Here is a 23,693-nt window from a genome sequence, read left to right as displayed (position 1 = left end):
GACATCACTTCGTATAAAGGGGAGACAAAGTCATTGGCAAAATTAGATGTGACCGCTGATCAACAGCTTGTGAAAAAAATGAATAAAACCGTATTGTTGAATGAAATTATTCGTAGTTACCCAATTTCACGCGCAAAACTGTCAGAAGTAACGGGATTGAACAAATCGACGGTATCTGCGCAAATTGGCGCTCTATTGAACGAAGATCTCATCTTTGAAATCGGACAAGGCGATTCAAGCGGGGGGCGTCGTCCGGTCATGCTCGTGTTCAACCAGCAGGCAGGATTCACCATCGGAGTCGATTTAGGCGTGAAAGCGATCAATGCGGTATTGACTGATTTAAAAGGTAACGTCGTGGAGTCTTTGACGACCGAGTGGGCCGAGGCGGACCAAGAGGCGGAACCGAAAGTGAGAGCTGCCATCGATGCGTTGCTTGGGAAAATGCCGTCCTCGCCATATGGGCTCATTGGAATCGGCGTCTCGGTGCCTGGACTCATTAATCGCGAGCAACAAGTTATTTTTGTCCCGAACCTCCGTCCTTACGTGACGGGTTTGAAGCACGATTTAGAGAACCGTTATGATGTGCCCGTTAATTTAGAGAATGAGGCCAATGCGGGGGCTTACGGAGAACGACGATTCGGGGCAGGGAAAGACCATGGGGAGATGGTCTTCGTTAGTCTCGGGACAGGTGTTGGTACGGGCATCATCTTACACGGGGAATTGTATCGAGGCGAGGATGGGTTCGCTGGCGAGTTCGGGCATATGTCCATTGAATACAATGGACCGAAATGTACGTGTGGCAATCGCGGGTGTTGGGAATTGTATGCCTCAGAAAAAGTACTATGGGACAAGTATTTGCCAGGTCATACGGTCGAGACGCTACAACGAAGTTTACAGGCCAATGAGGCATCTGTGTTAAATGAATTACAAAAATGGTGCTTTTATGTCGGGGTCGGGTTGAACACGGTACTGAACGTCTATAATCCGAAAGTAATCGTCATTCAAAGTCGGGTCATCGAGTCACATCCGATGGTTCTCAACATGATTCGTACGGCGATCTCATCGCGGGTGTATGCGCAAGCCGATCATTCGTTCGAGCTCATCCCGTCGAAATTGAGCGACCATGCTTCTGCAATCGGGATGGCCTCGCTTGCCATCGAGCAGTTTTTACAGCGTCGAATGATGCAATGACAAATAGCCCGTCACCTTCAGGTGGCGGGCTATTGTTATGAGGCAAACGTCCACGTCGTCTCGGCGACGTACGTCTCGCCGGGACGTAACACACTACGAGGGTCCAGCAAATTCGGTGCCTGTTGCGTCTCTAAACAAAGGCCGGTCCGTCTCAGCTCATTCGGAAGCATATTACCCGAATAGAAGACGACGCACGGTTCTGTCGTGTGGACGGAAAGCCTGCGACCAGAATCATGACGAAGATCGATTTGAGGACGTTCCGTTTGGGGCAGGCAAAACGGGTGATCGAAGCCTCCGGCGAGGTCAAGTTGCGCATCTGAATCATTTAGACCATCTTCGATTCGTTTCGCCTCTCTAAAATCGAAAGCCGGGGAGGTCATGACGGATTTCACGCGGTGCGGAATAAGGGTCTTGTCTAGCTTGTAGAACGAGTCACTCATAAGCTGAAGCGTATGGTCAGAAATCGGCATGGACGTCCCTGATAAATTGAAGTATGTGTGATTTGTCATGTTCATGACGGTCGGCGCGTCGGTCTTCGCCTCATAGCGGATGGCCACGGCGTGGGGGGTAATCGTGTATTCGACCGAGACGTCAATATTCCCAGGGTATCCGTGATGTCCATGAGGAAACGACCGTTCAAATCGAATGGTCACGCCATCATCCGTTTGTTCGATGGATGGGGTCCAGACGACCTTATGGAAGTGATCACCGTGAAGGTGGTTGGGACCGTCGTTCAAAGACAGTTGAACGGTCTGACCGTCGAGTGTGAACTGACCATTCTGTATCCTTCCGGCCACCCGTCCGACCACGCAACCCAGATAATAATCGTGACGGACGTAATCCTCAAGCGAATCAAGCGCTAATACGACGTTCTCCATGTTCCCCAGTTGATCGGGGACGGCAATTTCCGTGATGGTACATCCATAATCGATACAAGAAAAGCTGAACGAGTCTGTCGATACGCGGTGACGCGAGACGGGGATACCGTCTACGCTCCCGTAATGGTCGGATGTATAGTTCATCGTCGTCTCACTTTCTCCGAAATGCGGACAGGCCATGAGAGAGCTGTTTCGTGGCCGGATAGACTTGTTGGTAGAGTGCGAACAAGGCATGGTAGCGTGTGACGTTTTCTGGAATCGGTTCATATCGTTTCGCTTCCTGAATGAACGCCTTACTGCAGGCCTCAAGACTATCAAACCACCCACAGCCGTATGCAGCCAACATAGCGGCACCAAGCGCACAGCCTTGCTCGTTGGAAAGCTTGATGATAGTAGCGTCGAAGATGTCTGCCTGCATTTGCAGCCATGCCTCGTTTTTGGCGCCCCCTCCAATCGAAACGATCGACGTGATTATTTTCCCTTCCGCACGGAACAGCTCGAGGGACTCTTTTAAGGAGAACGTGATTCCTTCTAACACTGCCCGTGAAAAATCGGCGAGGCGATGGGTGGAGTCCATTCCGATAAAGCTTCCTCGCACCATTGCATCCGCGTGAGGAGTCCGTTCCCCGACGAGATAAGGAGTGAACAACAACCCGTTCGCCCCGATCGGTACGTCTTTCACTTCGGCGAGCAACGTCTCGAATGATTGGTCCGGTGCGAACGTATCCTTGAACCAGGATAAGCTATGTCCTGCTGCCAAGGTGACACCCATCGTATAATAGGCACCTGGCTTAGCATGATTGAAATAATGGACTTTCCCTTTGAAATCAAGCAGGGCGGTTGGTTCATAGGCCAAGACGACACCCGATGTACCGATGCTGCACATCGTTTGTTGATCGTTCAAAATACCTGCCCCGATGGCACCACAGGCATTGTCCGCACCTCCGGCGAACACGTTGACGTTCGAAGAAAGGCCGGTGCGCGTCGCGTAGTAAGAACTGAGCGTCCCGATTTGATCAGACGACTCGACGAGTGGGGGACAAAGGGATTTCGGCACACCAACCCGTTCACAGATTTCGTCGCTCCATTCCTTTTTAGCGATATCGAGGAGAAGCGTTCCGGCCGCATCGGAATAATCCATATGCAGTTGACCTGTCAACGCATAGCGGACGTAGTCTTTTGGGAGCAGGAAGACGGCCGCTTGACGGAACAAGTCAGGCTCATACCGCTTCACCCATAGTAGTTTCGGAAGCGTAAAGCCCTCGAGCGCAGGGTTTTTAGTGAGATCGAGGAGTAGTGGTCCAAGTCCGTCCTTGATTTCCTCGCATTCAGCCGTCGTCCGCGTATCGTTCCAAAGAATCGCATTGCGAAGCAACTGATGTTGCGCATCGAGTAAGACGAGCCCGTGCATTTGTCCTGAGAAGCTGATGCCTTCGATGTCTTCAGGACGTCCTTCAAACTTTTGAACGAGCTCGGTCAAGGCGTTGACCGTCTGTTCGACCCAGGCTGATGGATCTTGTTCGCTATAGCCTTCTCGTTCTTGGATGAGAGGGTAGGCGCGACTCGCTTCCCCGCAGATTTGTCCGTTTTGGTCGACGAGAATGGCTTTGACCGCACTTGTCCCTAAATCGATTCCGATGACATATTTCATTAGGTTCATCCTTTCTAGTTTGATGGAAAAGCCCAGACCCCATCATGGAGTCTGGGCTTCGCGATTAAGGGCGTTGTACATCCAACAAGTATTGGTTGAGGATGTGACGGAGCTGTTCTTGACGTCCCGATTTATTTTGGATGTCGGCAAGCGTGAACGCGTGGGCCTCAAGTTTGTGGAAGTCGGTTTGACCGGAGACGATGTCTTTTCCGATTCCTTCTTTGTAGCTTGCGTAGCGATCTTGAATGATGTTTTCGAACACACGATCATCAATCAAGCGTTGAGCAACTTTCGCACCGACGGCGAAGCTGTCCATGCCTGCGATGTGGGCATAGAACAAGTCCTCAGGTTCGAATGAACCGCGGCGGACTTTTGCATCGAAGTTGAGCCCACCGCTTCCAAGCCCACCATTCAACAAGATCTCATACATGGCGAGCGTCGTTGAATACAGGTCGGTCGGGAATTCATCCGTATCCCAGCCGAGGAGCGGGTCACCTTGGTTCGCGTCGACGGATCCGAGCATCCCATTCACGCGGGCGACGCGAAGCTCATGTTCGAACGTGTGTCCGGCGAGCGTCGCATGGTTGGCTTCGATGTTGAATTTGAAGCGGTCCGCCAAGTCATATTTCTGTAAGAAGGCGAGACCCGTCGCCACGTCGAAGTCGTATTGGTGTTTCGTCGGCTCTTTTGGTTTCGGTTCGATCAAGAACTGGGCATCAAAGCCGATCTCTTTGGCATAGCTATCGGCCATGTGGAAGAAGCGGGCCAAGTTATCAAGCTCAAGTCCCATATCGGTGTTGAGCAACGTTTCATACCCTTCACGACCTCCCCAGAACACATAGTTCTCGGCCCCGAGCTCTTTTCCGACTTCGAGTCCTTTTTTCACTTTAGCTGCTGCGTATGCGTACACATCTGCATTCGGCGCAGTCGCGGCTCCATGAATCCAGCGTGGATGTGAGAACATGTTCGCTGTGTTCCAAAGTAATTTTGTCTTACTTGTTTTCATATATTCTTTCATCATCGAGACGATGACGTCGATGTTTCGGTTTGTCTCAGCGAGCGTGCTTCCTTCAGGAGCGATATCGAAATCATGGAAGCAGAAGTAAGGCACGTTCAACTTGTCAAAGAACTCGAACGCCGCTTCGACGCGGGCTTTGGCGAGATCCATTCCTGAAAGGCGGTCATACGGTCGGATCATCGTGGCCTTGCCGAACGGGTCGCTTCCATCGGCTGAGAACGTATGCCAGTACGAGACGGCGAAGCGGAGCAGTTCTTCCATCGACTTCCCACCAATTTTTTCTTCTGGATTGTAGTGTTTGAAGGCGAATGGATTGGTAGAAGAAGCTCCTTCAAATTTGATTTGTCCGACACCTTCATAGTATTCCTTTTTCGTTTGAGTTTGTGACATGCGAATCATCCTCCTCATTTCTGTAATCGTTTTCAGGAATAGAATACATCAAACTTTTTAGTTTGTCTATCGAACAAACTAAGTTTTTTGAATTATCTTTTTGAACTTTTCACCGTGATTTGGCTCACAGGTTAATCGTGCGTCAACTCGGGTACAAAGACAGAGACAAGGAGGGGATGACAATGGATATGAAGAAATATCGATTTGAAGACGACGGTTCGATTCCGAACAATCCAAATTTTCCGGTGCTTTTATACCGAGGCGTGTTCGACGAGCCGGACGGCATGCAAGAGACGTTCGAACATAACGGCTGGGGGAACAGCTGGGTCAACGGGGTGTTCGATTACCACCACTACCACAGCAACACACATGAAGTGCTCGGCGTGAAATCGGGCCGGGCGACGGTTCAACTCGGGGGTGCGACCGGGGACCTCGTCTCGCTTCAAGCGGGGGACGTCTTGATTTTACCGGCCGGGACGGGACATCGCCGTCTCGAGGCGAGTGAAGATTTCGCCATCGTCGGTGCGTATCCGGAAGGACGCGACTACGACACGTTGACGGGGAAACCGGAAGAGCGACCGGACAGTGTGTTGCGCATCGAACGAGTCGACAAGCCGGCGACCGATCCCGTCTTCGGGACGACTGGACCATTACACGAACAATGGACGAAGGAGGAGATGGCATGAACCGCATTCCACATACATTAATTTTGGCGGCATTGAAACAACACGTGGCTGAACTGCCAGACGGGCGTGAGATGAGGGCCCTCGGGCAAGGCACATGGCGCATGGGAGAAGACGAATCGAAACGGGAAGCCGAGATCGAGGCACTCCGGACGGGACTCGACTGCGGGTTGCACGTCATCGATACGGCGGAGATGTACGGGGAAGGGAAATCGGAGTCGCTCGTCGGTGAAGCGATTCGAGACCGGCGAGAAGACGTGTTTCTCGTCTCGAAAGTGTATCCGCATAACGCCGGAGGCGACAAGCTCGTCCAAGCGTGTGACGCCACGCTCGAACGTCTTGGCACCGATTACCTCGACTTGTATCTGCTTCATTGGCGCGGGAACATCCCGCTCGAGGAGACTGTCGATGGGCTCGAACAGTTGAAGGCGGACGGTAAAATCCGAGCGTGGGGTGTCTCGAACTTTGATGTCGACGACATGAAAGAACTGCTCGCCTTACCGAACGGGAAGCATTGTGCCGTCAACCAAGTGCTGTATCACCTCGGCAGCCGTGGTGTCGAGTACGACTTGTTGCCGTTCTTACAGGAGCAAGAAATCCCGATGATGGCTTACGCCCCGCTCGCCGAAGGGAGCGACGTGAAAGAGAAAGTCTTCAACGACGAGACGTTGAAACGGATCGCCGAGGCGTATAGCGCGACACCGGCCCAAATTTTGCTTGCGTGGACGGTGCGGAGCGGAAACGTCATCGCCATCCCGAAAGCAGGGCAGAAAGCGCACGTCGAAGAGAATGGCGCGGCAATGCTCCTCAACTTGACCGAGGACGACTATAACGCGCTCGACGAGGCGTTCCCGCCACCGAGTGGGAAAGAACCGTTGGATGTGATTTGACGAAAACAGGTGAGTCCCATTGATGGGGCTCACCTGTTTTCATATCGACATTAAAGCCGAATATCATTTATCTTAGCTTCATGGTCGTGGAATTGTTCAAGCTACTTTTTGTTTGGTACGGTCAAAACCTAGTTTTTGAATCAAATATCTGCCTAATCGGATTCCTGGTAACTCGATTAAGCGATATGCGACATATGCAAATAAGATTGATACAAGCAATGTAGTTAAAAATATGATTAATAGAGCATTCGTTGCCGTCATTGAACTTGTCAAGGTATCTAGCAACACGTAATTAACTATGTCTAATACAAAGAAGTGTACCAAATAAATACTAAAACTGATTGTCCCAATGAATTGAATTGATCGGTTGTCCAATATACGGTTAGGGGCGCCTGACAATCCAAGTGCTAAAAGACAGAAAGTGAGTCCGAATAATACATGTTTAGGCATGAGAGAGCTCATGTCGTATGGGGTGATACCGAGAATTAGTATAAATAGGATTGATAGTGCGGTAAAGCTGCGATATGCAACCAAACTGAATTTATACTTCCTACCGACAAAGAATAATGCAATTCCCATCAAAAAGATAGACAGTTGGTTTGGGAACCAATAAAACAAGTAACTTGTCACTCCTGAGAAGGGTGATGTACTTCCGAAAACACTATGTAGAGCGATACTTCCTAAGATTGAAACGACCACGAATATAAAGGCTACTCGCGGTGTCCGTATCCAATAGAACAGGAATGGGATGCAGAGATAAAACAAAAATTCATTAGAAATCGACCATCCTCCAGGCACAAGGCTAAATAACCAGTCTGGATGGAGTACGCTTGTAAACGTGATTGTCGACAAGAGAAGGTGAATCGATACTTCTGGATAAGATGAATAAATGCCTAATGCATCACTTACTAAATCAAAAATTATATAAAAGATTAAAGCGAAATAAAACATCGGGGCAATACGAAAAAAGCGTTTTATATAAAAATCAGGTATTGAGAATTGTCGACTCGCTGAATGTTTTTCTAATGAATAGAATAAGGTAAAAGCGCTAACGATGAAAAAAAGTTGGACGCCACGTGATCCTTGAATGCCAAATTGGTATAATGCCTCAGAGATATCTCCATGAAATTTTCGGGTAGTATGTGTTAAAATCACGCCAAGAATGGCGTATCCGCGCAAAGCGTCTAAATAAGTTAATTTCTGCAATTGAACAGTTCACCTCTCCTACGTATATTCGTAAGTTACATTTTTTAAACCAAAGCTTGTTTTCACTTATATAAATGTATCATCATAGCACAACCTATGTAAAATTATAGAAAAAAATAATAGTAGGTTAGTGATCGAATTGCTTTCGAGTACTAACCTACTATTTAATTTAAACAAACGTTACGATTTTAAGTCTACTTCAGTTCGAGAGTGGATGTTTCAACAGGTAGTCTTCAATCTGTCCGACCGTCTGTTTCAATACACCGTCCTCGAACGGCGACTTGAGACCGGCCAATTCGACGAGCTCGAGGAACGAGCGGCTACCGCCGGCTTGGCAGAGCGTGAGGTAATCGCTCCATGCGGCTTCACGGTCCTCATGCATGCGTACCCAGAATTGGAAGGCACACACTTGCGCGAGCGTGTAGTCGATATAGTAGAACGGGCTCTGGAAGATGTGCCCTTGTTGGTGCCACCAAGCGCCTGACTCGAGATAGTCGTTCGTCTCATAGTCGCGATGCGGGAGGTATACTTTCTCAAGATCACGCCATGCCTGGCGACGTTCAGCGGCTGTCATTCCTGGGTTGCGGTAGACGACGTGTTGGAACTCATCGACGAGGACGCCATACGGCAAGAATGTGATGCTTCCGGCCAAGTGATTGAACTTGTACTTGTCGACTTGATCGCCGAAGAACAGCTCCATCCATGGCCAGCAAAAGAACTCCATCGACATCGAGTGGATCTCACACGCCTCGTATGTCGGGAACGCGTATTCCGGTGTCGTCAAATGACGGCTCTCGTACACTTGGAAGGCGTGACCGACCTCATGTGTGAGCACGTCGATATCGCCGGCCGTCCCGTTGAAGTTCGAGAAGATGAACGGGAGACCTTCTGACGGGAGGTACGTGCAATAGCCGCCGCCGGCCTTGCCCGGTTTCGCCGTAAGATCGAGGGCGCCGCGCTGTTGCATGAATTGGAAGAACTCGTCCGTTTCTTTCGAGAGTTCGCGATACATCGTGTTCCCGCCTTCGATGATGAACGCCTCGTCGCCCTGTGGCGTCGCGTTGCCGTCTGGGAAGACGAACGACTCGTCATAATAATAGAGGGCGTCGACATCGATCCGTTTCGCTTGCTTCTCTTTTAACGTCGTTGCGAGCGGGACGATGACATCGCGCACTTGTTTGCGGAAGTTGTCGACTTTCGACTCGTCATAGCCGACGCGTTGCATCCGGGCGTAACCGAGCTCCACGAACGACGGGAAGCCGAGCGCGTGAGCGATGTCGGTCCGGACGCGTACGAGTTCACCGTAGATGCGGTCGAGCTCGTCCCCGTTGTCGGCGAGATATGTATAACGGGCCTCGGACGCCGCTTTTCGCACCGAACGGTCAGGGGATTGCAGATACGGGCCGAACTGGGACAAGTTGAGCGTCTTGCCGTCGAATTCGATTTGGGCCGCCGACATGACTTTCTGATAAGCGGTCGCCAATCGGTTCTCTTCTTGAAGTTTCGGGATGAGCGACTCTTCGAACGTCTTAAGAGCGCGCTCGGCGAGTTCAAACAACTGGCTGCCCCATTCCTGTTCGAGTTGGCTGCGAAGGTCGTGCTCGGTCAAGACCCGATAATACGCTTGCACTTCTTTCTCGTACACCGGCAAGGCATCGTCAAAGAACGTTTGCTCGGCCTCATAGAACGCATCACGCGTGTCGATTGAGTGGCGGATCGAGACGAGCTGACTTTGCGTCTCGAATTCGTTCCGTTCCTGGTTGATTTGGCGAATCAATTCGTTCGCTTCCTCGAGTGTGCTCGCTTGTTGCAATTCGACTGAATAGTCCGACAATCGGCTGTTTAGAGCGTCCAAGTCGGGCCGTTCATATGACAATTTTGTGAAAGTCGTCATTGTAAGCGCCTCCATCATGTGAAATTTTTATAAAGTGTAAAAAGGGCTTGCAAAAGCGATTGCACACTCGTATTCTTACGATGTGTAAACGAATTCGCACTACCTTATTACAACTATACCGTTTATAGGGTAGGGATTGAAGAGGAAGCTTTTCGGGTATAAAAGCTAAGACTTTGATTAACAGAACATGTTGGAGGGATTAAGCTATGGGATTCTTTAAAAAACTATTCGGTGGTAAAGAAGAACAACTTAACGCGGTTTCACCGCTTACAGGGAAGGTCATTGACATCACGAACGTTCCTGACCAAGTGTTCTCGCAAAAAATGATGGGTGACGGCATCGCTGTCGAACCGACAGACGGCAAAGTCGTCTCGCCGGTCAACGGTACAATCGCGACTGTCTTCCCGACAAAACACGCGATTGGCATTAACGCTGACAACGGTGCCGAGTACTTGATTCACATCGGTCTCGACACGGTCAACCTTAAAGGTGAAGGCTTCGAAACGCACGTGACAGAAGGTCAAGCGGTTAAAGCTGGCGACACGCTCGTCACATTCGACCTCGACTTCATCAAAGCGAACGCGCCGTCGACGATCACACCGGTGATCATCACGAACCACGACAGCTTCGGCGTGAACAAACTCGTTGCTGAAGGCGACACGGTCACAGCCGGTTCTTCAGAAGTCGTCGAATTGACGAAAAAATAAGTTGAACATTTTACTCGGAGGCATACGCTTCCGAGTATTTTTTTATGGATTCGGGAACTATACTAAAAAGAGAGGGGGAGAGTCACATGGATGGAAAGAACGCACCGTATCGGGGGTATGGGGATCGGATTCGAATTTTACGTGAGCGGGCCGGCATCTCGGTCGAGGCACTTGCCGATCGCATCGGCGTCGCCCCGTACTTTATTCGCCGGACCGAACTGAGTGAAGTCTACCCGACGATGCCTTACATAGAGGCGCTCGCCGAGGCGCTCAAGATTGACGCGAACTATTTGGCTCGCCATATTTGGACGGGCGAGTCGCTCAAAGTGCTCATGAAAGGGACAGTCCCGGAGCTCGAGCAGATGAAGCTCGCCTACGATGAGGCGATGCACGGCAAGTCGACTGAGGACATGCAGCGACAGCTCGAGGCGCGCATGCGCATCTTTGACCTGATGCATGAGGAAGAACTCCGTCGCATCTTCGCCGAAGACGAGGAACCAACGTCACATCAAGCGCTCGAGGCGCTCGTCGATGCTGTGCTCGACCTAGGACGCTCGCATGAACCGACGCATCGGATTATGCCGTTCGCTCGCTATATCGAGCAGCTCGTACCGGACCAGTTCGTCGAAAACTCGTTCCAATACACGGAGTTTGAGGTCGTCGCTAAATCGTATAAATTGCAGTGAACAACACGGGCTAAAAGTTCGTGTTTTTTTAATTTAGTTAGGGAGGAGGTACAGATATGGAGATGGTGGAAACAATGAAAAGCACTAGGGAGCAATTAGGTAAAAGTTATCGAAGTGCGGATCGTGAATTTAGAGATTTGATGTTTTATGGACAGAAATTAAGCAAACGAGAAAAAATGATGCTAACCCTTAAACTTGATGAACTACTTGATGCGTCGATGTTATATCATCAGCAAATTGGAAGGGAGCAGAGCAAAGGATGAATACAAAAGGAGCCAAGACAATGCGTCTTGGCTCCTTTTATTGATATTAACGCGCCATGCGCGCGTCGTAGCGTACTTTCGGTCGTGTCCCGGCAAGTAGGAAGCCGAGCACGATATTGAGGATCGTGAGCACCCAGCCGACGTAACCGAATGTATAGGCGAGGCTCGCGAGCATCGTCTGCCAGTCGAGTAAGGACGCGGCGTCACCACGAATGGTGAAGCGGATTGCGGTGAATCCGAGGAGCGTCGTCGCTGTGATCAAGATGCCGATCCACGCGCCGCCGAACCGCGACGTCTCCGGACGCCGGCTGACCGGATACCAAAAAGCGAGCGTCCCGAGGAACGTGCTTCCTGCGTATGCGAGCAAGATTTGCCACAGCGCGTCGGCGTCCAAGAAGACGGTATAACAGATGAACGTCGTGAGCGTCGTCATGAAAGTAAAGATTAAAGCTGCGAGTAATCGTGATCGCATAGTTCGTTTCCTCCTCATTTTGCACATTCTTTAGAGTATACGAAAACGAAAATGCTGTAAACGTTATTGTCGATTCTGTAATATTTGTCGCCATTGTTTAATCGCATTGTTGCCGTAGAACAAGACGCCGCCGCGATAAAATTTCGAGCCGACCCACAAAATCACACCGATTGTGGCAATCATGATACCGATTGATAACGCGACTTCCCACACCGGGACATCGACGAGCATGACGCGAAGGAACATGAGCATCGGCGTGAAGAACGGCACGTACGACAGAATCGTGACAATCGGTGCCTCCGGATTGTTCAAACCGAACATGGCGGCGAGGAACCCGGCGACGAGGAGCATGATGACCGGCATCGTCATTTGTTGCGACTCCTCGACCCGGCTGACGAGCGAGCCGAGCACGGCGAACATGGCCGCATAGAGCAGATAGCCGAGCGTGAAGAACGTCAACAGATAGACGACGGCGCGGACGTTGCCCGCGTTGTCGATGACCGACTGGGCCATCTCGTTGCTGCGGGCGCTGAAGTAACCGAAGCCGAGGAAGATGGCGATTTGGAGCAGGGCGAGCGTCCCGATGGCCGAGATTTTAGCGAGCATGTGCGTCACCGGATGCGTCGTCGAGATGATGAGCTCCATGACGCGCGACGATTTCTCGGTCGTGACCTCGGTCGAAATCATCGACCCGTACGTGATAATCGAGACGTAGAGCAACATGAGCATGACGTAGACGAAGGCGAACGACGAGAACAGCTCGTCCGAGTTCTCTCCGCCGCGGCCGAGATACGATTCCTCGACCGTCACAGGCTCATTCAACGCCGCGAGGACGGTCGGATCGATGTTCGACGCCTCAATCAGTTCGGCGTTCCGGACTTCTCGTAGCGCCGTCTGTAACACCGTCGTGAAATCCGGTTCCGGCCGTTCCGATAAAACGCGTGCCGAATCCCCTTCGATGAAGGCGACAATCTCATAGTCGCCGTTATCGAGCCCGGCGCGCGCCTCGGACTCGGTGATGGCGGACGATTCGATGTCCTCATAACCGAGCGACTGCATGAGCGTCGTCAGTTCATTATTGTCGGTGACGAGGATGGCTTGCGCCTGGTCGGTGTCCTCGAAGTTCGCGAGCAATCGGTCGATGTTCGTGAAACCGAAGATGAACAGGATCGTCAACAGCGTCGAGATGAGGAACGCCTTCGAGCGCAATTTCGAGCGTAACGTGAACGAGTAGAGTGGTCCGAAGTTATGAAACATGTTGGCCGACCTCCTTGATGAAGATGTCGTTTAATGAGACGGGCTGGCGCATGAACGTTTTGATGGCGGCCCCATTCGCCACGAGGGCACCGAGCACCGCATCGCTGTCGTCGAACGAGTCGAGCCGAACGAAGTGGCCATTCTTATGTGGTTCGACCGCCCGGACGACCGGGAGGGCTTGCAGCAGGTCCGGTCGATCGGTCTCGATGAAGAGCACCGGCTCCTCGTAACGAGTTTTGATCGTCGGGACGTCGCCGCTGACGACGGCACGGCCGCCTTTCAAGATGCCGATATGTTGGCACAGCTCTTCGACATGTTCCATCCGGTGACTGGAGAAGACGATCGTCGTCCCGGCGTCACGGAGCGCGAGCACTTCACGTTTCAAGATTTCGACGTTGACCGGGTCGAGCCCGCTGAACGGTTCATCGAGAATAAGCAGTTCCGGGTTGTGGAGCAGGGCGGCCACGAGTTGAATCTTCTGTTGGTTCCCTTTGGATAGTTGTTCGACGCGCATCGTCTCATACTGAGGGATCTCGAGCCGTTCGAGCCACGTCTTGACGGCCCGCTTCGCCTCGGCTTGCCGCATGCCTTTCAGGCTAGCCAAGAAGACGAGCTGGTCACGGACGGGTGATTTCGGATAAAGGCCTCGTTCTTCCGGCAAATAGCCGACGATGCGATGGTCGACGTTGCGACCGTCCCACGTAATCGTCCCGGCACTCGGTTTGAGGATGTCGAGAATCATGCGGAACGTCGTCGTCTTCCCGGCGCCGTTCGCCCCGAGCAGCCCGAACATCTCGCCTTTCGGGACATGAAAGCTCAAATCGTCGACGGCCGTGAAGTCGCCGAACTGTTTCGAGACACGATCAATTTGTAACGTCATAGTATGTACCTCCTTATAGGTGTCTACTAGTAGCGTACGCCATGTTGAGCAAAAAGTTTCACATTTCTTCGAAAATGATTTATCTTGAAATCAAGATAATAAAAGGGAGGACATGACATGACGAAGCAATCAGCGGGTATCCATCACATCTCGGCGATGGTGAAAGACCCACAACGCACATTAGATTTTTACGGGAATGTCCTCGGACTTCGATTCGTTAAACAGACGGTCAACTTCGACGACCCTGGCACGTACCATCTCTATTTTGGGGATGAGCAAGGAGCGCCGGGGACGGTCATCACGTTCTTCCCGATCCCTGGGATTGGGAAAGGAAGCGTCGGCAGCGGACAGGTCGGTGTCACGGCCTATCTCGTCCCGGAAGGCAGTCTGTTGTTCTGGGAGAAACGATTGAACGACCATGGCGTCGGTACGGTCGCGACCGAGCGCTTCGGCGAGCCATCGCTTTTGTTTGAAGACCCGGACGGACTCGTCGTCGAGCTCGTCGCCCGGAAAAGTTCGAAACAGACAAGTTGGGTCGTGCCAGGCGTGACGTCACGCGAGGCGATTGTTGGTTTTGCCGGGGCGACGCTGTTGTCGAAAGACCCGGAGGCGACGGTTCGCCTGTTGACCGGACTGTTTGGCTTTGAGACGGTAGGGGAAGATTCAGAATGGATTCGCCTCGAGGCGACGGCTGATTATGGCAACGTCATCGACGTGAAAAAGACGATCCTGCCGAACGGGGTTCCTGGTTCAGGGACGGTCCATCATATCGCCTGGCGCATCAATGACGGGGAAGACTATACCTCGTGGCAAGATGCCATCTTCGAGCTCGGGCTACGCCCGACCGAAGTGAAAGAGCGTCACTATTTCCGCTCGGTCTACTTCCATGACGGCGGCCGGATTCTTCACGAACTGGCGACCGACGCCCCTGGCTTTTTAATCGATGAGAGCTTGGAAGGCCTCGGCTCGACACTCAAACTCCCGGCTTGGTTCGAACAAGACCGCGAGGCGATCACTCGCACGTTACCGACGATTACAATCCCGAGAGGAGACATGACATGATTCATCAATTCATCAAAGGCACGACCGAGACGACACTCATTTTATTGCACGGAACAGGAGGGACGGAACAGGACTTGATTCCGCTCGCTCGAATCCTCGCCCCCGAGGCGAACATTTTGACGCTGCGCGGTGATGTCCTCGAGAACGGCATGTCCCGTTTCTTCCGCCGTCACGCGGAAGGCGTCCTCGACCTCGAGGACTTAAAGAAACAGACGGAACGGTTCTTGACGTTCTTGGATGACGCCACGACAGAGTACGGCATCAACCGGGACAAGATGATTCCGCTCGGTTATTCGAACGGCGCCAACTTGATCGGCTCGGCGCTGTACCGACAAAACGCATTCCACGCGTCGCTCTTATTCCACCCGATGGTCCCGGACCGCTCGCTCACGTTACCGGACCTCGCTGGTGCGAACGTGTTCATCTCGGCCGGAGAACGTGACCCGATTTGCCCGAAAACAGAAACAGAAGAGCTCACGTCGACGCTACGGGGTGCCGGAGCGGACGTCGAACTCTTCTATCACGGAGGTGGGCACGAGCTGCGCATGGAAGAAGTCGAGGCAGCTCGGGCATGGCTAGAACCGTTCCTCGGTTAAGCCATCTTCTTCGGTTTCGGTGGTCTCGAATAGACGACGAGCACACCTCGATCAATTAAATAGGCGGCGAACAGACGTTTCGCCTCTTCAGAACGAACGGTTCGGTCGATTTGGATATACAATCGGCCGAGCTTTTTTTGTGACGTGCGGGTCAATAACCAGATGGAGTCAAGCGTGTACTGCCAACCGCGGAGCGTATCCGCGCCGATGTACATATACCGGTTCGACGTGCGTTCAAGCAGATAATTAAGCCACCAAACGTCCCGGGCGAGCTTCATGGCGACACCGATGAAGAACGAGATGAACACGAACGACAGGGCAGACAGAATCGGATGGATGGCGGTAAATCGTTCCCGGATGGGTTCGAAGGCGACGATGAGCAGTCCGACGGAAAAGGCGCCGGTGAACCACCAAAATCCGAAGTTAGAGAATGAACGTTTCGGGTCATGCACCATATGATGACGGTTACGGATGACGGAAGCCATTCTCCACACCTCCTTTTATTAGAATATTCTGATTATTTAGTAACACTACTATACTATACTGTACCCACTCTCGTCTATTTGAATACGCGTGAAACGTGCTCTAGCTTGAAGATTTCTTGACGTTTCGGCTTGCGGAGGGCAAATCCGGGGAATGATGACAGTGAAGTCATCATTTTTTTGTGGAATCGTAATTTCATCAGCTCAAAAAATCGGCTATGATGGATGAGGCAAAATAGAGAGAACATCAGAAAACTAATTAAAGAACTAGAGGGAAAGACATGCGAAATCATTGGTACGATAATATTAAAGGCGTGCTCGTCTTGCTCGTCGTGTTCGGTCACTTGTTGACCGACGTACGCGGCGCGTATGACGACATCTTGCCGAAATGGGTCTATTTATTTTTATACACGTTCCACATGCCGTTGTTCATCATGTTGAGCGGTTACTTCTTCCGGGAGAACCGTTATTTGCGCGTCATCCAGTTGTTCGTTGTATACGTCATCTGGCAAGTGATTCTCGGCTCGTGGTTCGCCTTCACCGAGGGCATCGCGCTCTTATCGCTCGAAAACCCTGCGCTGAACATCTTGACGCCGTATTGGGCACTCTGGTATTTGATGGCGATTATCATCTGGTACGTCATCACCCCGTACGTGACACAATTGAAAGGATACGTGCTGTTCGCGCTCTTGTTCGCGCTCCTGTTCGGCTTCCAAGCCGAGTCGACCGGGTTCTTCGCGCTCCGGAAAGTCATCATGTTCTATCCGTTCTTCTTGATCGGGAACTGGATGAGCGAACGGAACACGTTGAACTTCTTTGAATTGCCGAAGCGGGCCGAGCAACGCAACCGTTACCGGATTGGCGGTTTTGCCGTCTTCACGACGCTCACGCTCGGGCTACTCGCATCGATGAGTTTCCAACAGGAGGGTACGTTCTATCATATCGGTAACTTGTTCAAATTCCGGTTCGCCTATGAGTCGGCGGTGCCGGAGGCGATTTGGAGCGGGCCGTTCGCTTTCTTGATCGTCTACACGGTGTCGATTCTCATGGCGATCAGCTTCGCCTTGATGATTCCAGGGCGTGAACTGCCGGTGTTCACCCGGGCCGGAAAGTATAGCCTCTACGTCTATTTGGTGCACGTCTTCCTCGTCGTCGCCTGGAAGGCGTTCATCCCAGCCGGTTTCATGCCGACGTCGTGGCTCCAATTGCTCGTCTTGTTCGGCGTCGCCTTCTTGATCGTCCTGGTCATTATCAGCCCGTCGGTCGTCAAGCTGTTGAAGCCGCTCGTCGAGATCGATGTTCGCCGTGCCCAAGATGTGAAGGACGTGAAATCGTAAACCCTTTTCTAAATGGCGTTTTTCCGCTACACTTTAAGATGGGAAGCGAAACTAGAGTTAAGGAAGTGACACCATGCCATACGAAAATGGAATGCACAGCACTGAAGGAGACGTCAACGTCTCACGCCACGTCGTGGAAATGATCGCCGCTGTCGCGGTCAAAGAGACGAAACACGTGTCGTTCACACAAGAAGATACGAAATTGTCAGAGCGCGCGCTCATGAAACACGTCAAAGTCGACGAGTCGTCAGAAGGCGTCACAATCAACTTGTCACTTTACATCGCGTACGGTCAATCGATCGTCAAGACGGTGACGGGCGTGCAAGAACGCATCACGCAAGACATGGACACGATGCTTGCCATGACACCGTTATCGGTGAACGTGAAAGTCGTCGGAATCCAATTATAAGTCGTGGGAGAAGCACCTGCTTCTCCTGCTTTTTTATTTTTTTGCGAAAGCGGTTGCATGATGATGTCTTTTTCATTTATAATAGAAATCGAACAAGTGCAACCGTTTGCATCAATGACCAATCGTGCAACGGGTACTTGTCAAGTTCCCTTAATGTAGTCTGACGACAGAAGCATTAGAAGGAAAGGCGGAAAGCATGTATGTCGACGATTGAAGCAGTCATTTTTGATTTGGACGGTGTCATCACTGACACCGCGGAGTACCATTACCTCGCTTGGAAACAACTTGGAGAAGAGCTCGATATTCCGTTTGACCGCGAGTTCAATGAGACGCTAAAAGGCGTGAGTCGGACGGACTCGCTCGAGCGCATCCTCGCGCTCGGTGGAAGACAGAACGATTTCACACCGGATGAAAAAGCGGAACTCGCGCAGAAGAAGAACGAGCATTACGTTGAACTCATTCAACACATCTCTTCAGCCGACTTGTTGCCGGGCATCATTTCATTTCTCGATGAAATTAAAGAGGCTGGTCTCAAAATCGGAATGGCTTCGGCTTCTAAAAACGCATTCGCGGTTGTAGACGCACTTGGTGTCCGTCATTACTTCGATCACATTGTCGATGCAGCAACTGTCGCCGAATCAAAACCACATCCCGAAGTGTTTTTGAAGGCTGCCTCTGCCCTTGGCGTGAAACCCGAACATGCCATCGGCGTTGAAGACGCAGCTGCAGGCGTAACTGCAATCAAAGCGGCAAACATGTTTGCTGTCGCCGTCGGGGAAGAGTCGATGCTCGGTCATGCAGACCTCATCGTTTCTTCGACCGATGAACTCTCGCTCGCACGCATCCTCGAACGCGTCGGCGCGTAAAGACTACGATCATCTTCCGTGAGATGACGACTGCCCCGAACAGTCGTCATCTTTTTGTGTTGGTCTAAAAGACCTAAAATAGATAGAAATGCCTAAAAATAGATGACAAGTACATTACAAAAACGTTACACTTTTATATGGGAACAAGTAATAACTGGTAATAATTGATGAATTTGGGTGATGGGGAACATCAATTAGGTGTAGAGGAGGATTTGTGCATGGAATCTACAAACGTGAATGAAAATATTTATCGGGAACTGATGGAGATTGAAGAGTCGTATCGCCAGCTGCAACGCCGGGCCGAGTATTTGATTTCGGAACTGAACCGGAACAAGCGGGAAGAAGAATCGCTACTCGATCCGTCGAAACGAATGCGCCCACGTCGCGTCAATCAACGTTATCCGCTCGAGGTCTATGTCCATCAGGTAACAGACCTGTTGAAGGAACGGAAAACGATGAGTGTGCGGGACATTCAAATGGAGCTCGAGTTGCGTTATCGTCACCACATTAGCAATATTTACCAGCTAATGGTTAAAATCGAGTCAGTCAATCCTGACATCAAAAAAGTGGGACGCGGGTTATATACATACGAAGCCACGGATGACGTGATGACGCACCCGGCCCACGCCTGACCAGACCCGACGAGATTCACTCGTCGGGATTTTTTGTTGTAACATTTCTGATACGTCTCGCCTCACGGGAAATATGCTATAATTCGCCAGAGTCTATTTTTTATGAGAGAGGAACGTTGGCCCATGTTATGGATTGCCATGTTGGTCAGTTTTGTGATGGCCATCTTGATCACGCCGCTCGTTCGCCGGTTTGCTTTTCTGATCGGAGCGGTCGATCACCCGAACGCCCGAAAAGTACATTTACGGACGATGCCACGGATCGGCGGCCTCGCCATCTTCATCGCTTTCTTTATCGGCTATGCGCTCCTGTTGCCGACGAGCCGTTATAACGATGCCATCTTGATTGGGGCGGTCGTCATCCTGTTGACCGGTTTGATTGATGATCGCTTCCAACTGACGGCCCGCGTCAAACTGATGGGCCAGATGATCGCGACGGTCATCGTCTTGAACTCAGGCATGCGCATCGAATTGATTAACCTGCCGTTCGACCAACAGCTGTATCTCGGTTCGTGGAGCATCCCGGTGACGGTGCTCTGGCTGATCGGCATCACGAACGCCATCAACTTGATCGACGGACTCGACGGACTCGCCGCCGGGGTCTCGAGCATCGCCCTTGGGACGATCGCGCTGCTCGCAATCATCCAAGGGAACGTTTATTTGACGATGATGGCGCTGTTGCTCCTGGCGAGCACGCTCGGCTTTCTCGTCCATAACTTCTATCCAGCGAAGATATTCATGGGCGACACCGGGGCGCTCTTCCTCGGCTATATGCTCGCCGTCTTCTCCTTGATCGGATTCAAGAACGTGACGCTGTTCTCGCTCGTCGTCCCGGTCCTCTTGCTCGGTCTGCCGATCTCGGACACGATTTTCGCGATTGTCCGCCGGCTCGTGCAAGGGCGTCCGCCGATGTCGCCCGATAAGTCGCACATGCATCACCAGTTGATCGATATGGGCTTCACGACGCGGCAAGCCGTCCTGCTCATGTACGGGATGACGTTCTTTTTCGGCATCGCCTCGATTCTGTTCGCGAAGACGACGATGCTCGGAGCCATCATCACGTTCGTCATCGTCCTGATCGTCATCGAGCTGATCGTCGAGTCGACCGAGTTGATTCACCCAAACTATAAGCCGATTATCCAGACGTCCCGGCGTCTGCTCGGACGGCCGAAGACGTGAGTCATCAACAAAAGCCCAAAGACATCGTGTCCTTGGGCTTTTGTTGTGGTCAGTAGGTCGTCGTCTCGCTGAAACCGTCTTCCGTTTCATTCAAGCCGTCGCCCGTCCCGTTGTCACTGTCTTCCGCCGTGAGCGGGAGGCCGAGCTCGGTCTTTAAGAGTGAACGCTTCTCACTCAAGTCGGCCGGGTCGAGCTCGTAATAGTAGACGCCTCCGATCGTCAAATCGCCGCCTGCGAGCGTCTCTTGATTGAACGAGCGGAGCGACTTCGTGTACGGCTGTAGCTGTGACGCCTCGGAGAGGGACATGTTCGTTCGGATGTTATCGCCGACCGCATTCATGATCCGGTTTAGCTTCGTGAACGAATTGATCGTCGTCGCCTCGTTGATGATCGCCTCGAGCACTTGCTGTTGACGCTTCGCCCGTCCGACGTCGCCTTCAGGGTCATCTTTGCGCATGCGCGCATAGGCGAGCGCTTCCTTGCCGTCTAGCGTCTGGACGCCTGGTTCGAGTTCGACGTTGCCGGTCGCCCGTCCGGAGATCGGGATGAGCACATCGACCTCGACGCCGCCGACAGCATCGACGAGATCCTCGATGCCATCAAAGTTGATCGTCGCGTAATAGTCGATTGGGATGTCGAACAGCTTCTCGACCGTCGCGATCGTCGTGTCGATGCCGCCGTAGGCGTAGGCGTGGTTGATTTTGTCCTTGAACTCCCCGTCGGTCGTGACGATATCGACGTACGAGTCGCGCGGGATGCTGACGAGCGTCACTTGGCGCGATTCCTTGTTGAACGTCGCCACCATGAGCGAGTCGGTCCGTCCTTCTTCCTCGAGCGAGGCACCGCCATCGACGCCGGCGAGTAAGACGGAGAAGTGATCTTTCGTCAAATCGACCGTCTCTTCACGGCGATCTGATTTGTCCCCGCGTGTCAGTTCGCTGTTCGCGTTCTCCGCCGTCTCGTTCGCCTTATAGACGAAGTAGCCGAAGGCCGACCCGCCGATCAGCAAGACGAGACCGAACACGAGCAGTACGATTTTCCACACGGGACGTTTCTTGCGGGAGTCTTGTTCCATGTCGTCTCCTCATTTCATTCGTTTCCTTTAGTATACGTGACCTACCGCACAAAATCACGTTCGATGATACGTTGGTCCTGGGTCTCGAGTCCTCCTTGGCCGTTCGTCAAATCGACGAGCCAGGCGAGGGCGGCCTCGGTCTCTTCCACCGGCACCGAGATGTGGAACGTGACGGTGTCCGCGTAGACGATGTTGTCGAGGAGGTATGACGATTGGCGTAGCTCGTTCTCGACTTTGCCGATCCAGCCGTAATCGACCGTGAGCGTCAAGCGTTGCATCGGGATACGTTCGACGATGCCGACCGCGTCGAGCCCTTCGCTCACCGTGCCGCCGTAGGCACGGATGAGACCGCCGCCACCGAGTTTGATGCCGCCGAAGTAGCGGGTGACGACGACGACCGTGTCCTTCAAGTCGCGTTTGCGCAACACCTCAAGCATCGGCAACCCGGCCGTCCCGCTCGGCTCGCCGTCATCGTTCGCTTTTTGGAACTCGTTCCGTTCGCCGATGATATAGGCGGAACAATTATGGTTGGCGTTCCAGTGCGCCTTCTTGATGGCTTGGATGAACGCCTGCGCCTCGTCCTCGGACGTGACCCGTTTGAAGTGGGCGATAAATTTCGACTTTTGAATGACGACCTCGTATTCTCCGTCTTGTTTTATAGTATAATTCGGTTCAGTAGACATTTCTGAAAATTCTCCTTTCTATTTTTGAATATTTTTTTTAAAATTCAAGTAGGCGTCAACGCCAGTTGCGGCGAAATGGAAGGAGAGCCTCCAAGTTTTACTGGAAACGAACGTTCCGCAGACGATAATAGGAATAGATGAGGACTTACTACCGAATTATTAGGGGATGGCATCGTGAATCATATTACTGATCGTACAGCTTTAGAACATATCATAACAAATATGATTGATACGGTGACGGAAAGTAAAGAGGAGATCGTCCGGATTACCGAGAGTTCGGCCAACGAGTATTCGTTGATTCAGAACGAACTGAAAGAGTTGACGCAAAAGATTGAGTTTTATATCGAGGAGTCGGAACGGCTCGACCTGCTCGTAAAAGCGGCGAAGAACAAACTCGTCCAAGTGAGCAAGAAGTTTCATATACATAGCGAGCAAGAGATTCGGGAGGCGTACGAACGCGCCAACCAAATGCAGCTCGAGCGTTTTCTCATTCAAAAAGAAGAGATGGCCGGCCAACAGCGTCGCAACGACCTTGAACGCCGCCTGCTCATCCTCGAGGACACGATTGAGCGGGCCGACAGACTCGTCAGCCGCGTCTCTGTCGTATTGAACTTCCTGCGGGACGACCTGCAGCAAGAGTACTCGGACATGATGAAGAAGCAAGAGATGGCAATCAGCGTCTTTGAGGCGGCCGAACGTGAACGGCGCCACCTCGCCCGTGAGATGCACGATGGACCAGCGCAATCGCTTGCTCACATCTTGATTCGGGCCGATTTGATTGAGAAGACGTTCGACAAGCGGGGGAAAGACGAGGCGTTCGCCGAACTGCACGAGCTGAAACGCCTCATCCGCGGCGCGCTCGTCGACGTCCGGCGTCTCATCTACGACCTTCGTCCGATGTCGCTTGACGACCTCGGTTTCTTGCCGACGCTCGAACGCTATCTCCATCAGACCGAGGAATATACGGCCATCAAGACCCGGCTCAACTACCGGGGATCACGGGCCCGCCTTCCCGAAAAATTGGAGATTAACGTGTTCCGACTCGTCCAAGAGGCCGTCCAAAACGCGATCAAACATTCGAAAACGGCGGAGATTATCGTCAACGTCGAGCAAGCGCATGATGCGATACATATTCATGTACGCGACCATGGGGTTGGATTCGTGCCGAGTTCGATTGGCGAAGAGTCATTCGGGATCGTTGGGATGCGAGAACGGATCGAGTTGGTGAACGGAAGCATGACCATTGATTCGGAAGTCGGCAAAGGGACGGTCGTCCGCATGTCGATTCCGATCACGTAAGACAAGAACA

25 protein-coding genes are annotated in these 23,693 nt (G+C 52.0%); 14 read left to right on the top strand and 11 right to left on the bottom strand.

Features of this window, described 5'->3' with window-relative positions:
• Positions 1-78: 78 nt before the first annotated feature.
• On the top strand, positions 79-1,191 hold the full coding sequence (locus tag KNP81_RS02130; RefSeq protein ID WP_214718349.1) for an ROK family transcriptional regulator: 1,113 nt from the start codon (positions 79-81) through the stop codon (positions 1,189-1,191).
• A gap of 35 nt (positions 1,192-1,226) precedes the next feature.
• On the opposite strand, the gene KNP81_RS02125 is transcribed toward KNP81_RS02130, so the two are convergent.
• From KNP81_RS02125 to xylA, 3 genes are all read right to left on the bottom strand, one after another.
• On the bottom strand, positions 1,227-2,213 hold the full coding sequence (locus tag KNP81_RS02125) for an aldose epimerase family protein (protein ID WP_214717936.1): 987 nt from the start codon (positions 2,211-2,213) through the stop codon (positions 1,227-1,229).
• Between the two features lie 7 nt (positions 2,214-2,220).
• Positions 2,221-3,720, bottom strand: a complete 1,500-nt coding sequence (gene xylB, locus KNP81_RS02120) for a xylulokinase (RefSeq protein ID WP_214717934.1) — start codon at positions 3,718-3,720, stop codon at positions 2,221-2,223.
• Between the two features lie 64 nt (positions 3,721-3,784).
• Entirely contained in the window at positions 3,785-5,128 is a 1,344-nt protein-coding gene (gene xylA, locus KNP81_RS02115) for a xylose isomerase (RefSeq protein WP_214717932.1), read from the bottom strand.
• 182 nt (positions 5,129-5,310) lie between these two features.
• On the opposite strand from xylA, the gene KNP81_RS02110 reads away from it, so the two are divergent.
• Both KNP81_RS02110 and KNP81_RS02105 read left to right on the top strand, forming a co-directional pair.
• Positions 5,311-5,814: a cupin domain-containing protein gene (locus KNP81_RS02110; RefSeq protein ID WP_214717929.1), complete on the top strand. Its 504-nt coding sequence runs from the start codon at positions 5,311-5,313 to the stop codon at positions 5,812-5,814.
• Positions 5,811-6,701, top strand: coding sequence for an aldo/keto reductase (locus tag KNP81_RS02105; RefSeq protein ID WP_214717926.1), 891 nt, complete (start codon positions 5,811-5,813; stop codon positions 6,699-6,701). Before KNP81_RS02110 ends, KNP81_RS02105 begins: the two co-directional genes overlap by 4 nt.
• 96 nt (positions 6,702-6,797) lie before the next feature.
• Here the strand turns inward: KNP81_RS02105 and KNP81_RS02100 are convergent, their stop codons facing one another.
• Positions 6,798-7,907 carry an acyltransferase family protein gene (locus KNP81_RS02100; RefSeq protein WP_214717923.1) on the bottom strand — a complete coding sequence of 370 codons (1,110 nt, stop codon included), beginning with the start codon at positions 7,905-7,907 and terminating at the stop codon, positions 6,798-6,800.
• Between the two features lie 199 nt (positions 7,908-8,106).
• Positions 8,107-9,801 carry a M3 family oligoendopeptidase gene (locus KNP81_RS02095; RefSeq protein WP_214717921.1) on the bottom strand — a complete coding sequence of 565 codons (1,695 nt, stop codon included), beginning with the start codon at positions 9,799-9,801 and terminating at the stop codon, positions 8,107-8,109.
• A gap of 206 nt (positions 9,802-10,007) precedes the next feature.
• Here KNP81_RS02095 and KNP81_RS02090 point away from each other — a divergent pair, with 206 nt between their 5' ends.
• The 3 genes from KNP81_RS02090 to KNP81_RS02080 all read left to right on the top strand — a co-directional run bounded on the left by KNP81_RS02090 (position 10,008) and on the right by KNP81_RS02080 (position 11,457).
• A complete protein-coding gene (locus tag KNP81_RS02090) occupies positions 10,008-10,508 on the top strand; it encodes a PTS sugar transporter subunit IIA (RefSeq protein WP_029594982.1) in 501 nt (166 codons plus the stop codon).
• Between the two features lie 86 nt (positions 10,509-10,594).
• A complete protein-coding gene (locus KNP81_RS02085) occupies positions 10,595-11,194 on the top strand; it encodes a helix-turn-helix domain-containing protein (RefSeq protein ID WP_214717918.1) in 600 nt (199 codons plus the stop codon).
• 56 nt (positions 11,195-11,250) lie between these two features.
• Positions 11,251-11,457: a hypothetical protein gene (locus KNP81_RS02080; RefSeq protein WP_214717916.1), complete on the top strand. Its 207-nt coding sequence runs from the start codon at positions 11,251-11,253 to the stop codon at positions 11,455-11,457.
• 46 nt (positions 11,458-11,503) lie between these two features.
• Here the strand turns inward: KNP81_RS02080 and KNP81_RS02075 are convergent, their stop codons facing one another.
• The 3 genes from KNP81_RS02075 to KNP81_RS02065 all read right to left on the bottom strand — a co-directional run bounded on the left by KNP81_RS02075 (position 11,504) and on the right by KNP81_RS02065 (position 14,066).
• A complete protein-coding gene (locus KNP81_RS02075; RefSeq protein ID WP_214717913.1) occupies positions 11,504-11,929 on the bottom strand; it encodes a hypothetical protein in 426 nt (141 codons plus the stop codon).
• Between the two features lie 63 nt (positions 11,930-11,992).
• Positions 11,993-13,186: an ABC transporter permease gene (locus tag KNP81_RS02070; RefSeq protein ID WP_214717910.1), complete on the bottom strand. Its 1,194-nt coding sequence runs from the start codon at positions 13,184-13,186 to the stop codon at positions 11,993-11,995.
• Positions 13,176-14,066, bottom strand: a complete 891-nt coding sequence (locus tag KNP81_RS02065; RefSeq protein WP_214717907.1) for an ABC transporter ATP-binding protein — start codon at positions 14,064-14,066, stop codon at positions 13,176-13,178. Before KNP81_RS02065 ends, KNP81_RS02070 begins: the two co-directional genes overlap by 11 nt.
• Positions 14,067-14,183: 117 nt before the next feature.
• Here KNP81_RS02065 and KNP81_RS02060 point away from each other — a divergent pair, with 117 nt between their 5' ends.
• Positions 14,184-15,128, top strand: coding sequence for a VOC family protein (locus KNP81_RS02060; protein ID WP_214717904.1), 945 nt, complete (start codon positions 14,184-14,186; stop codon positions 15,126-15,128).
• Positions 15,125-15,724, top strand: coding sequence for an alpha/beta hydrolase (locus KNP81_RS02055; RefSeq protein WP_214717896.1), 600 nt, complete (start codon positions 15,125-15,127; stop codon positions 15,722-15,724). The genes KNP81_RS02060 and KNP81_RS02055 overlap by 4 nt, the downstream gene beginning before the upstream one ends.
• On the opposite strand, the gene KNP81_RS02050 is transcribed toward KNP81_RS02055, so the two are convergent.
• Complete coding sequence (locus tag KNP81_RS02050; protein WP_029594986.1) at positions 15,721-16,209, bottom strand: hypothetical protein; 489 nt, start codon at positions 16,207-16,209, stop codon at positions 15,721-15,723. The genes KNP81_RS02055 and KNP81_RS02050 overlap by 4 nt on opposite strands.
• A 278-nt stretch (positions 16,210-16,487) precedes the next feature.
• On the opposite strand from KNP81_RS02050, the gene KNP81_RS02045 reads away from it, so the two are divergent.
• The 5 genes from KNP81_RS02045 (at position 16,488) to KNP81_RS02025 (ending at position 20,626) form a co-directional block, all read left to right on the top strand.
• The gene (locus tag KNP81_RS02045; RefSeq protein WP_214717894.1) at positions 16,488-17,543 is read left to right on the top strand and encodes an acyltransferase family protein; all 1,056 of its coding nucleotides are present in this window, start codon (positions 16,488-16,490) and stop codon (positions 17,541-17,543) included.
• Between the two features lie 73 nt (positions 17,544-17,616).
• Positions 17,617-17,952: an Asp23/Gls24 family envelope stress response protein gene (locus KNP81_RS02040; protein WP_214717893.1), complete on the top strand. Its 336-nt coding sequence runs from the start codon at positions 17,617-17,619 to the stop codon at positions 17,950-17,952.
• 200 nt (positions 17,953-18,152) lie between these two features.
• Positions 18,153-18,818 carry a beta-phosphoglucomutase gene (gene pgmB / locus KNP81_RS02035; RefSeq protein ID WP_214717892.1) on the top strand — a complete coding sequence of 222 codons (666 nt, stop codon included), beginning with the start codon at positions 18,153-18,155 and terminating at the stop codon, positions 18,816-18,818.
• A 218-nt stretch (positions 18,819-19,036) separates the two neighbouring features.
• A complete protein-coding gene (locus KNP81_RS02030; protein ID WP_214717891.1) occupies positions 19,037-19,450 on the top strand; it encodes a Rok-like winged helix domain-containing protein in 414 nt (137 codons plus the stop codon).
• 123 nt (positions 19,451-19,573) lie between these two features.
• Positions 19,574-20,626 (top strand): glycosyltransferase family 4 protein, encoded by a 1,053-nt coding sequence (locus tag KNP81_RS02025; RefSeq protein ID WP_021066539.1) that lies wholly within the window; start codon positions 19,574-19,576, stop codon positions 20,624-20,626.
• A 49-nt stretch (positions 20,627-20,675) separates the two neighbouring features.
• On the opposite strand, the gene KNP81_RS02020 is transcribed toward KNP81_RS02025, so the two are convergent.
• The gene (locus KNP81_RS02020) at positions 20,676-21,701 is read right to left on the bottom strand and encodes an LCP family protein (RefSeq protein WP_214717890.1); all 1,026 of its coding nucleotides are present in this window, start codon (positions 21,699-21,701) and stop codon (positions 20,676-20,678) included.
• 41 nt (positions 21,702-21,742) lie between these two features.
• Positions 21,743-22,384, bottom strand: a complete 642-nt coding sequence (locus KNP81_RS02015; RefSeq protein ID WP_214717889.1) for a YigZ family protein — start codon at positions 22,382-22,384, stop codon at positions 21,743-21,745.
• Positions 22,385-22,558: 174 nt separating this feature from the next.
• On the opposite strand from KNP81_RS02015, the gene KNP81_RS15420 reads away from it, so the two are divergent.
• Positions 22,559-23,683, top strand: coding sequence for a sensor histidine kinase (locus KNP81_RS15420; protein WP_214717886.1), 1,125 nt, complete (start codon positions 22,559-22,561; stop codon positions 23,681-23,683).
• Positions 23,684-23,693: the final 10 nt, after the last annotated feature.

The organism is Exiguobacterium sp. s149 (genome assembly GCF_018618395.1).
In the GTDB taxonomy this organism is placed as follows: Bacteria; Bacillota; Bacilli; order Exiguobacteriales; family Exiguobacteriaceae; genus Exiguobacterium; species Exiguobacterium chiriqhucha.
Note: the sequence above shows the minus strand (reverse complement) of the source record. Positions and strands in the feature narration are given on the sequence as shown.